This window comes from Achromobacter sp. Root83 (assembly GCF_001428845.1).
Taxonomy (GTDB): Bacteria; Pseudomonadota; Gammaproteobacteria; order Burkholderiales; family Burkholderiaceae_B; genus Achromobacter.
The window spans coordinates 97,500-110,853 of the sequence record NZ_LMIU01000023.1 but is presented as its reverse complement, the minus strand read 5'-3'; the positions used below and the strand labels follow the sequence as shown (position 1 = coordinate 110,853).

13 protein-coding genes and 1 riboswitch are annotated in these 13,354 nt (G+C 66.4%); of the genes, 9 read left to right on the top strand and 4 right to left on the bottom strand.

The window, feature by feature from the left end:
• The first annotated feature begins 30 nt into the window (after positions 1-30).
• The 5 genes from ASE30_RS20115 (at position 31) to ASE30_RS20095 (ending at position 6,272) form a co-directional block, all read left to right on the top strand.
• Complete coding sequence (locus ASE30_RS20115; RefSeq protein WP_057286048.1) at positions 31-2,661, top strand: DNA topoisomerase III; 2,631 nt, start codon at positions 31-33, stop codon at positions 2,659-2,661.
• Positions 2,662-2,781: 120 nt separating this feature from the next.
• On the top strand, positions 2,782-3,840 hold the full coding sequence (locus ASE30_RS20110) for an ABC transporter substrate-binding protein (RefSeq protein WP_057286312.1): 1,059 nt from the start codon (positions 2,782-2,784) through the stop codon (positions 3,838-3,840).
• Positions 3,840-4,610, top strand: a complete 771-nt coding sequence (locus ASE30_RS20105) for an ABC transporter ATP-binding protein (RefSeq protein ID WP_057286047.1) — start codon at positions 3,840-3,842, stop codon at positions 4,608-4,610. Before ASE30_RS20110 ends, ASE30_RS20105 begins: the two co-directional genes overlap by 1 nt.
• A gap of 13 nt (positions 4,611-4,623) precedes the next feature.
• On the top strand, positions 4,624-5,478 hold the full coding sequence (locus tag ASE30_RS20100) for an ABC transporter permease (protein WP_057286046.1): 855 nt from the start codon (positions 4,624-4,626) through the stop codon (positions 5,476-5,478).
• A gap of 14 nt (positions 5,479-5,492) precedes the next feature.
• Complete coding sequence (locus ASE30_RS20095) at positions 5,493-6,272, top strand: SDR family oxidoreductase (RefSeq protein WP_057286311.1); 780 nt, start codon at positions 5,493-5,495, stop codon at positions 6,270-6,272.
• 84 nt (positions 6,273-6,356) lie between these two features.
• Here ASE30_RS20095 and ilvB read toward each other — a convergent pair whose 3' ends face one another.
• Positions 6,357-8,183: a biosynthetic-type acetolactate synthase large subunit gene (gene ilvB / locus ASE30_RS20090; protein ID WP_156407719.1), complete on the bottom strand. Its 1,827-nt coding sequence runs from the start codon at positions 8,181-8,183 to the stop codon at positions 6,357-6,359.
• 93 nt (positions 8,184-8,276) lie between these two features.
• Here ilvB and ASE30_RS20085 point away from each other — a divergent pair, with 93 nt between their 5' ends.
• Positions 8,277-8,747, top strand: a complete 471-nt coding sequence (locus tag ASE30_RS20085; RefSeq protein ID WP_057286045.1) for an Lrp/AsnC family transcriptional regulator — start codon at positions 8,277-8,279, stop codon at positions 8,745-8,747.
• A gap of 8 nt (positions 8,748-8,755) precedes the next feature.
• On the opposite strand, the gene ASE30_RS20080 is transcribed toward ASE30_RS20085, so the two are convergent.
• Positions 8,756-9,676: a bestrophin family protein gene (locus tag ASE30_RS20080; protein ID WP_057286044.1), complete on the bottom strand. Its 921-nt coding sequence runs from the start codon at positions 9,674-9,676 to the stop codon at positions 8,756-8,758.
• A gap of 107 nt (positions 9,677-9,783) precedes the next feature.
• Between ASE30_RS20080 and ASE30_RS20075 the strand changes: the two genes are divergently transcribed.
• From ASE30_RS20075 to ASE30_RS20065, 3 genes are all read left to right on the top strand, one after another.
• Positions 9,784-10,293, top strand: coding sequence for an SET domain-containing protein (locus tag ASE30_RS20075; protein WP_057286043.1), 510 nt, complete (start codon positions 9,784-9,786; stop codon positions 10,291-10,293).
• An 11-nt stretch (positions 10,294-10,304) separates the two neighbouring features.
• A riboswitch (FMN riboswitch) is annotated at positions 10,305-10,460 on the top strand.
• 111 nt (positions 10,461-10,571) lie between these two features.
• A complete protein-coding gene (ribB, locus tag ASE30_RS20070; protein WP_057286042.1) occupies positions 10,572-11,291 on the top strand; it encodes a 3,4-dihydroxy-2-butanone-4-phosphate synthase in 720 nt (239 codons plus the stop codon).
• A 291-nt stretch (positions 11,292-11,582) separates the two neighbouring features.
• Entirely contained in the window at positions 11,583-12,269 is a 687-nt protein-coding gene (locus tag ASE30_RS20065; protein WP_057286041.1) for a TetR/AcrR family transcriptional regulator, read from the top strand.
• 6 nt (positions 12,270-12,275) lie between these two features.
• On the opposite strand, the gene ASE30_RS20060 is transcribed toward ASE30_RS20065, so the two are convergent.
• Positions 12,276-12,785 (bottom strand): nucleoside 2-deoxyribosyltransferase, encoded by a 510-nt coding sequence (locus tag ASE30_RS20060; RefSeq protein WP_057286040.1) that lies wholly within the window; start codon positions 12,783-12,785, stop codon positions 12,276-12,278.
• Between the two features lie 5 nt (positions 12,786-12,790).
• Positions 12,791-13,354, bottom strand: a complete 564-nt coding sequence (locus ASE30_RS20055) for a flavin reductase family protein (protein ID WP_057286039.1) — start codon at positions 13,352-13,354, stop codon at positions 12,791-12,793.

Below are 13,354 nucleotides of genomic sequence, written 5' to 3'. Positions count from 1 at the left end.
CTAAGGCGGGACTACCGCCACTGGATACACATGAATAAAACGCTGATTATTGCCGAGAAGCCCTCGGTGGCCCTTGATATATCACGCGCCTTGGGAGGCTTCGCGCGCGAGGGCGACTATTTTGAAAGCGAACGTTACGTCCTCGCATCGAGCATTGGCCACTTGCTGAGCTTGGTCGCGCCCAACGATCCGGTCAAGGGAAAGTGGAGCTTCGCGCACCTGCCCGTGATTCCGCCTGAATTCGAGCTGGGCCCCACCGACAAGAAATCCGCCGAACGCCTGAAGCTGCTGGTCCGCCTTGCCAAGCGCAAGGACGTGGACGCCATCATCAATGCCTGTGACGCGGGACGGGAAGGCGAACTGATCTTCCGCTACATCATCCAGTACGCTGGCGTGAAGAAGCCGATCCAGCGCCTGTGGCTCCAATCCATGACGCAGGCCGCCATCCGCGAAGCCTTCGCCAACCTGCGCGACGACGTCCAGTTGAAGCCGCTGGAAGCCGCCGCCCGTTCGCGCGCCGAGGCCGACTGGCTGGTCGGCATCAACGGCACCCGCGCCATGACCGCCTTCAACAGCAAGGACGGCGGTTTCTTCAAGACCCCGGTCGGCCGCGTGCAGACTCCCACCCTGGCCATCGTGGCCGAGCGCGAAGAACGCATCCGCCGCTTCGTGCCGCGCGACTACTGGGAAGTGCGCGCCACCTTCATCGCGGCCGCCGGCCTGTACGAAGGCCGCTGGATCGACCCGCAGTTCAAGAAAGACGACCGCGACCCCGAAAAGCGGGAATCCCGCCTGTGGTCGGCAGCCGCCGCGCAAAGCGTGGTGGCCGCCTGCCGCGACCAGCCGGGCAACGTCACCGAGGAATCCAAGCCCTCGACCCAGATGTCGCCGGCGCTGTACGACCTGACGTCCCTGCAGCGCGAGGCCAACGGCCGCTTCGGCTTTTCCGCCAAGACCACGCTTTCGCTGGCCCAGACGCTGTACGAACGCCACAAGGCGCTGACCTACCCGCGTACCGATTCACGCTACCTGCCCGAGGACTACATCGCCACGGTGCAGGAAACCATGCGCGCACTGGCCAAGGGCGGCTCCAACGCCGTCGGCGGCCTGTCGCGCCATGCGGACACCGTCGTCAGCCAGCAATGGGTCAAGCCGAACCGCCGCATCTTCGACAACAAGAAGGTGTCGGATCACTTTGCCATCATCCCCACGCTGCAGATCCCGCATGACCTGAGCGAAGCCGAGGCCAAGCTGTACGACCTGGTGCTCAAGCGCTTCCTGGCGGTGTTCTTCCCCGCCGCGGAATACCGCGTCACCACGCGCCTGACCGAAGTGCAGGGGCATCGCTTCCGCACGGACGGCAAGGTGCTGGTCACGCCGGGCTGGCTGGCCGTGTACGGCAAGGAAGCGCAGGGCGAAGACGCCAACCTGGTGCCCGTGGCGGACGGCGAGACCGTGCGCACCGAGGACGTGGAAGCCGTGGGCCTGTCGACCAAGCCCCCGGCGCGCTTCAACGAAGGCACGCTGCTGTCGGCCATGGAAGGCGCCGGCAAGCTGGTGGACGACGAAGAACTGCGCGAAGCCATGTCCGAGCGCGGCCTGGGCACCCCGGCCACGCGCGCCGCCATCATCGAAGGGCTGCTCAACGAGGTCTACCTGCGCCGCGAAGGCCGCGATCTGGTGCCCACCGCCAAGGCGCGCCAGCTCATGACCCTGCTGTCGGGCCTGGACGTCACCGAACTGACCTCGCCCGAACTCACCGGCGAATGGGAACACAAGCTCAAGCAGATCGAACAAGGCGGGCTGGGACGCGAGGCCTTCATGCGCGAGATCGCGCAGATGACCCAGGTGATCGTCAAGCGCGCCAAGGAATACGAGCGCGACACGGTGCCGGGCGACTACGCCACGCTGCAGACGCCATGCCCCAAGTGCGGCGCCGTCGTGAAGGAAAACTACCGCCGTTTTGCCTGCACGGCCTGCGATTTTTCGATCGGCAAGCACCCCGGCGGCCGCACGTTCGAACTGCCGGAAGTGGAAGAACTGCTGGCCAAGCGCGAGATCGGCCCGATGCAGGGCTTCATCAGCAAGATGGGCCGGCCCTTCGCCGCCATCCTGCGCATCAGCGACGAATACAAGCTGGAATTCGACTTCGGCCAGAACGACGAGGACGACAACGAAGCCGTGGACTTCTCCGGCCACACGCCGGTGGGTCCCTGCCCGAAGTGCCAGTCGCGTGTGTTCGAGCACGGCATGAGCTACGTCTGCGAAAAATCCGTCGGCCCCGAAAAGAGCTGCGATTTCCGTTCCGGCAAGGTCATCCTTCAGCAGGAGATCTCGCGCGAGCAGATGGAAAAGCTGTTGACCAACGGCCGCACCGATCTGCTCGACGGCTTTGTCTCCAGCCGCACGAACCGCAAGTTCAAGGCGTTCCTGGTGCGCCAGCCCGATGGCAAGGTCGGCTTCGAGTTCGAACCGCGCCCTGAAAAGCCCGGCCGCGCCCGCGCGCCGGCCAAGACGGCTGCAAAGACGGCGGCAAAGAAGGCGCCCGCCAAGAAGGCCGCGGTCAAGAAGGCCGCCACCAAGACCGCAACCAAGACGGCAACCAAAACCGCCGCCAAGAAGGCGGTCAAGAAGGCCGCGCCGAAGAAAACCGCAGCGTAGGGTAGACTCGCGCCGCAGTACGGAACGCCCGGGCAACCGGGCGTTTTCCATTGTTGGACGGCAAACGCTGGGGTATTGTTTACGCCAAACAGCCGCAACCAGATCAGATCCGAGGACGACATGACCCGTAGCCCCGATTTCACCAACCGCCGCCGCGTGCTGGCCGCCGCTTCCGCATTGGCGGGCATCAGCCTGCTCAACGGACGCGTCGCCTTCGCCAGCCCGAAGCTGGGCAAGGTGGTCTACGGCCAGGGCAGCATCGACCCATTCTTCGCGGCCGGTTACGTGGCCTTGAAGAAGGGGTTTTTCGGGGCGAACGGCCTGGAGGTCGAGTACCTGAATTCGCAGAGCGGCCCGCGGACCAACCAGCTTCTGGCCGCCGGCCAGATCGTGTTCGGCGCCACCGCGGCCACCGCCGCGCCCGCGCTGACGATCGCCGGCAAGCCCGCCACGCTGATATTCGGCTTTGACCGCAAGCTGACCTACGCCAATGTCATCGTGCGCCGCGAAGACTTCGACAGCGGCAAGATCAAGTCGCTGAAGGACCTGGCCGGCAAGCGCGTGGGCGCCACGCAGCCGCAGTCCAGCACCTGGCTGATGGCGCTCTACCTGATGCAGAAGGCCGGCGTGGCCGACAAAGTCGACATCCGCCCCCTGGGCGACCTGGCAACCATGCTGGGCGCGCTCAAGACCGGTTCGGTGTCGGCCAGCATGGCCACCATGTCCATGATGGAGCAGGCCCGCCAGGAAGGCTGGGGCGTGCCCATCTTCGACGCCACCACCGAAAGCTCGTGGACTGAATTCATGGGCGGCGACGTGCCGGGCATCGCGGCCCTGACGCTCGAAGACACCATCCAGAAACGGCCCGAAGTGGTCCAGGCCTTCGTCAGCGCGATGGTCAAGGCGCAGGACTTCATCAGCGCCAACAGCGCGGCGGCGATCACCGATGTGATCTTCGACGACTTCCTCAGCGCGTTCCCGCGCGCCGCCATCGAGAAGACCCTGGGCGTCTACAAGGAAACGGTGTTCCTGAACGACAACATCATCACCGAGGACGCGTACAACCGCATGACGGCCATCATGGGCGACGGCCGCCAGTTCTCCAACGATGAAATCAAGACCGTCCCGTACGCCAAGTGCGTGAACATGAGCTTCGTGCGCAAGGCCCGGGGCCTTTAATGATCACGCTGGACAAGGTGGGCAAGGCGTACCAGTCGCGCCAGGGCACGACGCACGCGGTGGGCGAGGTCAGCCTCGCCATCCAGGAAGGCGAGTTCATCTCCATCGTCGGGCCTTCGGGTTGCGGCAAGAGCACGCTGCTGAACATGATCGCCGGCTTCCTGCGCCCCACCACGGGCGAGATCCGCGTGGACGGCCGCGTGGTGGACGGACAGGTGCCGCCCGCGCTGGGCTACATCTTCCAGAAGGACACCCTGCTGCCTTGGTTCAGCGTCAGGAAAAACGTGGCGCTGGGCCTGAAGTTCCAGGGCGTGCCCGCCGACCGCATCCAACGCCGCGTGGCCGAGCTGCTTGAATTAGGCCACCTCAGTCCCTTCGCCGACGCCTTTCCGCACCAGCTTTCCGGCGGCATGCGGCGGCGCGTGGCGCTGCTGATGAGCCTGGCGGTGGAGCCGCGCATCCTGCTGCTGGACGAGCCCTTCGGCGCGCTGGACACGCATACCAAGACCCACCTGCATCGCGAACTGATGGAAATCTGGCGCAAGCTGGGCCAGACCATCGTGATGGTCACGCACGATCTCGACGAGGCCATCCTGCTGTCCGACCGGGTCGTGGTGCTGTCCGGCCCGCCCAGCCGCGTGCTGCTGGACGAGCGCATCCGCATCCCGCATCCGCGCGACGTCTTCACGCTGCGCGAAACGCCGCAGTTCGTCGCCCACGTGCAAAGCCTCTGGAGCGTGCTGGGCCAGCAGTTCCGCGCCGCCGCCTGAATCCCCACGCGCCATGATCCCGACTGAAACCTCCGATTCCCTGCAGGACCAGCTGCGGCTGGACCGCCGCGCCAGCGTGGCGCGCCGACTGCGCATCACGCTGTGGCAGGTGCTGATCCTGACCCTCATCCTGGGCGCCTGGGAGACGCTCACGCGCATTCCATGGTTCACGCAGAACACGCTGTTCGACCCCTTCTTCATCAGCCAGCCGTCGCGCGTGGCCGTGCGGCTATGGGAATGGATGCAGCCGGGGCCGCGCTCGGTCTGGCCGCATTTGTGGCTGACCTTGCAGGCCACGATGGTGGGGCTGGTGGTCGGCGTGGGCAGCGGCTTCATCGTCGGCATGACGCTTAGCCGCAGCCGCTTCCTGGCCGACGTGTTCAACCCCTTCATCGTCGCGTTCAACTCGATGCCGCGCATCGCCTTCGTGCCGCTCATCACCATGTTCTTCGGGCTGGGCCTGGCATCCAAGGTGGTCACGTCCTGGTTCGTGGTGTTCTTCCTGGTGTTCTTCAACACCTATAAGGGCGGGCGCAGCGTGGAACGCGAACTTGTCGACTTCTGCCGCACGCTGGGCGGCTCGCCGCGGCAGATCCTGTGGCGGGTGCGCATTCCCACCGCCGCCGCCTGGACCTTCGCGGCACTGCCGAACGCCATCAGCTTCGCGCTGATCGGCGTGGTGCTGGCGGAATTCGTCGGGTCCACCACCGGCATGGGCTATCTGATGATCACCGCGCTGGCGACCTTGAACGCCACCGACATGTTCGCGGCGGTGACGCTGCTGTCCATCGTCGGCATCGCGCTGGTTTATTGTGTGACCTGGCTGGAACGGCGGCTGCTGCACTGGGCGCCGGAATTCAGGGAATGAACGGAACCGGACTGATGAAGACACTACCGTATCTGCGCAACTTCGACCTGACGGGACAGGTGGCGCTGGTGACCGGCTCGGCCCGCGGGCTGGGCTTCTGCATTGCGCGGGCGCTCGCGGGCTGCGGCGCGCGTGTGCTGATCAACGGACGCAACGCCGAGGCCACCGCCGCCGCAGCCGGCGAACTCACCGCCGCCGGCCTGGACGCGCATCCGCTGCCCTTCGACGTCAGCGACGACGCCGCCATGGAACGCGCCTTCCTGCGGATCGACAGCGAGCATGGCCGCCTGGACGTCCTGGTGAACAACGTCGGGGCGCGCAATCGCAAGACCTTGCGCGACACCAGCCCCGCCGAGATCCGCGAGCTCATCGACACCGACCTCGTGGCCGGCATGCTGCTGGCCAAGTTCGCGGCCGAGCGCATGGTGCGCCAGGGCGGCGGACGCCTGATCGCGATCACCTCGGTCGTGGGAGAACTGGCGCGCAAGGGGGATGCCGTTTACCCGGCCGCCAAGCAGGGCCTGACCGGCATGGTGCGCGCGCTGGCGGCGGAATTCGGCGGACACCACATCACCAGCAACGCCATCGCGCCGGGCACCTTCGCCACGGAAACCAATGCGGACATGGTGGGGGATCCCAAGTTCGGCCCCCGCATCGCCGCCCGCAACCCGACCGGCCGCTGGGGCGAGCCAGAAGAAATCGCGGGCGCCGCGGTGTTCCTGGCGTCTCCGGCCGCGTCCTACGTGAACGGCCACGTGCTGGTCGTGGACGGCGGGCTGTCGATTCAATTCTGAAAGGAAACGGTTCCCACGCCGCGTGCCTGCCGCCCCCGCGTCGGGGCAGCGCGCGTCAGGGCCGCGTGCGTCAGGTTGCCCGCGTCAGGTCGTCTCGTCCTGATACCAGACGCCTTCGGCCAGCATCATCTTCTGGTGGCCATGTCCAGCCGGCATCATCGGGAAGCAGTTTTCCTGCGCCGTCACGGCCACGTCCAGGAAGTACGGGCCGTCATGCGCCAGGCATTCGGCCAGCGCGGCATCCAGCAGGGCGGGGTCTTCGACCCGGGCCGCGCCCCAGCCGAAGGCACGCGCCAGCGCCACGAAATCCGGCAGCGACGCGTTGTAGCTGTGGCTGTAGCGCCCGCCGTGGATCAGTTCCTGCCATTGCCGGACCATGCCCATGTAGCCGTTGTTGCACAGCACGACCTTCACGGGCGTCTGGTGCTGCATGGCGGTGGACAATTCCTGAATGTTCATCAGCACCGACGCATCGCCGCTGACGCAGACGACCGTCTTGTCCGGATGCGCCACCTGCGCGCCGATGGCGGCGGGCACGCCGTAGCCCATGGTCCCCGCGCCGCCCGAGGTCAGCCAGCGGTTCGGCTTGTCAAAGCGCAGGTATTGCGCGGCCCACATCTGATGCTGGCCCACGTCGGTGGAGACGATGGCGTCCCGATCCGCCAGCGCGGCGTTCAGGCGAGACATCAGATGCTGGGGAAGAATGGCGTCGGCAGCGGGCGTATAGCCCAGGCAATCCTGCGCGCGCCAGGTCTCGATGCGCTTGAACCACGGCGCCAGGCGCTTGGGATCCAGCGGCTCGTCGCCGAGTTCCGCGCGTAGCGCGCGCACCAGCGGCAGGCAGTCGCCCACCAGCGCCACGTCCACGCGCACCACCTTGTTGATCGACGCGGGATCGATATCGATATGGATCTTGCGCGCATGCGGACAGAATTCCGAGAGCTTGCCGGTGATGCGGTCGTCGAAGCGCGCGCCGATGCAGACCACCAGATCCGAGTTGTGCATGGCCAGGTTGGCCTCTACCGTGCCGTGCATGCCCAGCATCCCCACGAACCGCGGGTCGGACGCGGGGAAGGCGCCCAGGCCCATCAAGGTCAGGGTGCAGGGCGCGCCGGTGTGGCGGACCAGGTCCGTGAACGCCGCGCAGGCGTCGGGGCCGGCATTCACCAGGCCGCCGCCGCCGTAGAAGATGGGGCGCTTGGCCTGGGCGATCAGCGCCGCGGCCCGGCGCACGGCCGACTGGGGCAGCTTGGGCGCCAGCTTGCCCGACTGGCGGCGCGCGCGCAGCGCGGCCAGCTTTTGCTGCGAGGGCAGACCCAGGCTGTCGTCATCGGCGTCGCGCGGCACGGCCAGTTGCACGTCTTTCGGAAAATCCACCAGCACGGGGCCGGGACGGCCCTGGCGGGTCAGTTCGAAGGCGCGCGACACCACGCCAGCCACATCGTCGACCGCGCGGATCTGGGTGTTCCACTTGGTCACCGAGCGCGAGATGCCGATGGCGTCGCATTCCTGGAAGGCATCGGTGCCGATGGCCGCCGTGGCCACTTGCCCGCTGACGCAGAGCACCGGGATGGAATCGCACATGGCGTCCAGCAGGCCCGACGTCGTGTTGGCCATGCCGGGGCCGGAAGTCACGAACACCACGCCCGTGCGGCCCGTGGTGCGGGCGTAGCCTTCGGCCGCATGCACCGCGGCCTGTTCATGCCGCACCAGCACGTGGCGCAGGCGCGGTTCGGCGTACAGCGCGTCGTACAGGGGCAGGACAGCGCCGCCCGGATACCCGAAAACCGTATCGACACCGTGCGCAATCAACGTGTCGAGCAGAATCTTCGCCCCGTTTTCAGGAGGGCGAGCAGTGGCGGCTAGGGCGGCGGCGGCGGTGGGGTGCAGGCGATCGTTCATGCTATCCATCTTATTGGGAGTTTCGAAGAATTTTTATCTTCTTTTCCACGAATTACCGTCAGACGCAGTAAATTTATCTTTGATTTGGAGGAATCAAAGAAAATGAACCTGGACAAGTTTGATCTGGCCATTCTGAAGGTGCTGCAAGAGAACGCGCGCGCCAGCCTGAACGACATCGGCGCGGCCGTCGGCCTGTCGTCCACGCCCTGCTGGAACCGCATCAAGCGCATGGAGAGCGCCGGGGTGATCCGCGGCTACACCGTGGACATCGACCCGGCCACCCTGGGGTTCATGGACACGGTCATCGTCCATGTGACGCTGGAAAGCCACAGCGAAGAAACGCTCTACGAGTTCGGCCGGGCGCTGGCGGCGATTCCCGAGGTGCTGGAGGCCTTCCTGGTGTCGGGCGACTACGACTATTACATCCGCATCGCCGTGCGCGACACCCGCGACTACGAACGCCTGCTGCGCGAACAGCTCTACCGCATTCCCGGCATCCGGCACAGCAAGTCCTGCTTCGTGCTGCGCCGGCTGAAGGAAACGATGCTGCCGCTCAACGGACCGGGAGGGTGACCCTGCGTTCAGCGCAGGACGTAGTCCACGGGCGCCGCCGCCTCGGGCAGCGGCCGCACGCCCAGGCCTTCCAGCAGGTCGACCTCGATGACGCGGGCCAGCGCCGACAGCGGCAGGTCGTTCTCTTCCAGCCCGAAGGGGTCCTCGAGCTCGTCGCCCAGCGCATCCAGGCCGAAGAAGGTGTAGGCGATGATGATGACCGCCACGGGGGTCAGGTATTCCAGCGTGCCGACCAGGCCAAAGGGCAGCAGCAGGCAGAACAGCCACGCCGTGCGATGCAGCAGCAGGGAATAGGCGAACGGACAGGGCGTAAACTTGATGCGTTCGCAGGCGGCCTGGATGGCGGCGCACTGCGCCACGCGCTGGGTCAGCCCCTGGTACAGGATGTCGCTGAGTTCCCCGCGACGCAGGCACGACGCCAGATCGCGGTTGATCGCCATGAGCAGGGCGTCCGGCACATTGCGGCAGCCGGACAGCGTATCCAGTTCATCCTGCGGCACCCACGGCCGCACGGCCTCCACCATATCCTGGCCGCGCAGCCGCGCAGCCAGGCCATAGCCAAAGCCGACGCAGCGGCGCACCAGCCGTTCCTGCACGGGGTTGGCCGTGCTGGCCGCCAGCAGCACGGCGCTTTCGCGCGCCAGGCTGCGCGCCTGCACGATCAGGTCGCCCCATTGCTTGCGGGCTTCCCACCAGCGGTCGTAGCAGACGTTGTTGCGAAAGCCCATGAAGACCGACAAGGCCAGGCCGAAAAGCGAGAAAGGCACCGCCGTCAGGTGCGCGGGCGAGAACAGTTGGCGGTGGTACATCCACACCACCACACAGGACAGCAGCGTGATGACGATGAGCCTGCTGACAATGCGCGGGATGATGGAACCGCGCAAGACAAAGAACAAAGCCAGCGCGGAGGGACGCGGACGGACGATCATGATAAATATCAAGTGAAGGACAAGGCGGCGCTCACTATACGCCTGTCATCGGCGTCACAGAGGCGCCGATATAATTCTGTTTCGTCTCACGCCACACCCCACTCTCAATGACCAACGAAGACACCCCGATCAAGCCCTGGTATGTCGTCCGCCGCTCCAAGCTGCACGGCAACGGCGTCTTCGCCGCGCGCAAGATTCCCGCGGGCACGCGCATCGTCGAGTACGGCGGCGCGCGCATCAGCGCCAAGGAAGCGGACCGGCGCCATCCGACCAACCCGGACGATCCCTTCCACACCTTCTTCTTCGCGCTCAGCACCGGCCGCGTGATCGACGGCGGCGACCAAGGCAACGACGCCCGCTGGATCAACCATTCCTGTCAGCCCAACTGCGAAGCGCAAGAGGGCAAGCACGGCAAGCGCGTGTATATCGTGGCGCTGCAGGACATCCCGCGCGGCACGGAACTGTCCTATGACTATGGCCTGGTGCTGGACGGCCGCATCACCAAGGCGCTGAAGGAAGGCTATCGCTGCCTTTGCGGCACGCCGCCCTGCCGCGGCACGATGCTGGCCCTGCCTGCGAAAAAGACCCGGACAGGCGTACAATCGACCGGTCGTTAACACGACATGCAGTACGTCTTCAGGGCGGGGTGCAATTCCCCACCGGCGGTATGCCACGCAATGTGGCGAGCCCGCGAGCGCCCGGCGTCCTTTATGGAAGGCCGGGGTCAGCAGATCTGGTGAAATGCCAGAGCCGACGGTCATAGTCCGGATAAGAGAAGATGTGCCGGCACATACCGGGCTGCCCGGGCGCGCTTGCGCCTGGAAAGCCGTATTGCGTTCGGCTGTCGAATAGCCCTGAAACGTTTTTCGCCCCTTCAACTTGCGAGAGCGTTTCAATGTCCAACGTTACCCTTACCCCGCAGTCCCCCATCCCCAGCCTGGCTTCGCAACCGTTCGCCGCCCGCTTGCAGCGCGCGCTGCATCACTTGCGCCTGGGCCGGCCCGTCATCCTCATGGACGACTTCGACCGCGAAAACGAAGCGGACCTGATCGTCGCGGCCGACAAGCTGACCGTGCCGGTGATGGCGCAGCTGATCCGCGACGGCAGCGGCATCGTCTGCCTGTGCCTGCCCGGCGAAGCCCTGGACCGGCTGGAATTGCCGCCCATGGTCCCGCGCAACCAGAGCCGCTACGCCACCGCCTTTACCGTCTCGATCGAAGCCCGCGAAGGCGTCAGCACCGGCGTGTCGGCCGTGGACCGCGTGACAACCATCCGCGCCGCCATCGCGCCGTCGGCGCAAAGCGACGACATCGTCAGCCCGGGCCATGTATTCCCGCTGCGCGCCCAGCCGGGCGGCGTGCTGACCCGCCGCGGCCACACGGAAGGCTCGGTGGACCTGGCCGTCCTGGCCGGCCTGCGTCCGGCCGGCGTGCTGTGCGAACTGATGAACGCCGACGGCACGATGATGCGCGGCGCGTCGCTTGAACGCTACGCCGCCCAGCACGGCCTGGTGGCGCTGACCATCGCCGAACTGGCCGACCATCTGCAGAAGCTGAAGGACGGGCAGGCCGAAACGCTGGACGACGAAGTCCTGGAAATGGCCGCCACCGTCTGATGCCGGCATAAACCGTAGTACGGGGGGCGCACGCGCGCCCCCCTTTCACGCCCGCTCCATGCCTTGCCCCTGAGCGCCGTGCCGACGGCCATTGGGGCCGGCGCGCGGCTCCGTGGGCCGTGGGCCGCCGACACGGCCCGGCCGCCGATGCGTTCGACATGGTGTTTCCCGGGAAGGGTGCGGTGTGATCCGGCGATGGCATAATCCGCCCTGGCGGGAGATGAACCAGACTGCCTGCCTTGAATTTCGTGAGCCATTGCTCATGTCTGATACTCGCCTTTCACCGCCTTCATGACAGCCATCCCACAGCCCCGTAAATCGCCACGCCAGCTCAGGTCCCAGCACACCGTGGATACGATTCTGCAAGCCACGGCGCGCGTTCTGGCCACCCACGGCTATGCGGGCACGAACACCAACCTGATCGCCGAAACCGCGGGCGTCAGCGTCGGCTCGCTCTACCAGTACTTTCCGAACAAGAACGCGCTGATCGCCGCTTTGCATAACCGGCACGACAACGAAATGCTGGACGTCATCGACGGCGTCCTGAACAGCAACCCCGCGGCCACCCTGCAAGAACGCGTGGCCGCCATCGTGCAGGCCATGCTGCACGCCCACCTGCTGGAACCCGCGCTGCATCGCGTGCTGGAAAGGGAATTCCCGCTGTTCGACCTGCCGCGCGAACACAGCCTCGCCGACCAGGACATCCATCGCCGCATGCGGCATCTGCTGGAACTGCACCGGGACGAAATCGCGCAACAGGACCGCGACCTGGCGACCTATGTGGTGCTGCGCATCATGGAGTCGCTGGTGCACGCGGCCGCGCTCGAACCGCCCGCGGGATTTTCCACGCAAAAGCTGGAACGGGCCGTGGTGGATGCCGTAATGGGGTACCTGGGCGCACCGGCCGGCGCCGCGCCGCGCAAGGCGGCAAGGGCGGCAAGCCCCGCGAAGAAGACCCAGGCGGCACGCGCCCGGTAGTTGACGCTACGCGCCGGGCGCCCGGGCCATGCAGGCCAGGCAGTCGGCGGCGCCGCCCGTCACGATGCGGGCACTGCAGGCCAGCATCAGGTTCAGGTTCAAGCCGAAGTCCTCGACGGTGCAGCCCTGCGCATCCACCATGCGCGACACGCCGTCGTCCGCCGCCGCGCCCACGGCCACCTGGTCGATCAGCGAACCCGCCTGGCCCGTGTAGCCCCAGACGGGCTTGCCGCAGGCTATCGCATAGCCGACCTCGAAGGCCGTGCCCGAATCCGGTTCCGCGCCGCGAAACGGGTTCAGATTCGCCATCACCATGTCCGCGCGGCGGATCAGCGCCACGTTCTCCCGATAGATCCACTGCGCGAGCGCCTGGCCGGACAGGTCGCGGGGCGCCGTGTTGTCCAGGGGGAACAGGCCTTCGAAACCATAGGTCGCGCACAGGGTCTTGAGCCGTTCGCCGTGCGCGGCGGCATCGGGCAGAAAGACATCGAAGCCCGCTAGATAGACGCTGCGCATGGCGCTTACTCCGGATCGGAAACGTTGAAGGCTTCGCCCGTGGCGAAGAAGGATCCGCCGGCCAGGTAATGGACCGAGCGGCGCGCATCGTCGGGGAAGTGCCAGCGGTTCCCGGAGAACACTTCCGGCGCCGCCCACGCGGCCACGACTTCGCCGATGAACAGATCATAGGCCTGCTGGTTGTGCGGTTCGGGCACGACCTTGCATTCCAGCCATCCCAGGCAGTCGCTGATCAGCGGCGCGCCGATCTTGCTGGCCGGAAACGTCCGCAGGCCGCTGGCCTGGAACTTGTCTTCGTCGCGGCCGGATTGCGAACCCACCAGCATCGTCGCCCGCGCCTGCGCGCGCGACGGAATGCACAGCGCGAATTCGCCGGACGCTTCGATCAGTTGCCGGGTATAGGTGTTCTTGTCCACCACCACCAGCATCTTGGGCGGACTGAAGTCCAGCGGCATGGCCCAGGCGGCCGCCATCACGTTGCGCGCGCTTCCGTGGGCGCTGGTGACCAGCACGGTGGGGCCGTGGTTCAGCAGCAGATAGGCGCGGGGCAGGTCGACGGGTTCGATCAT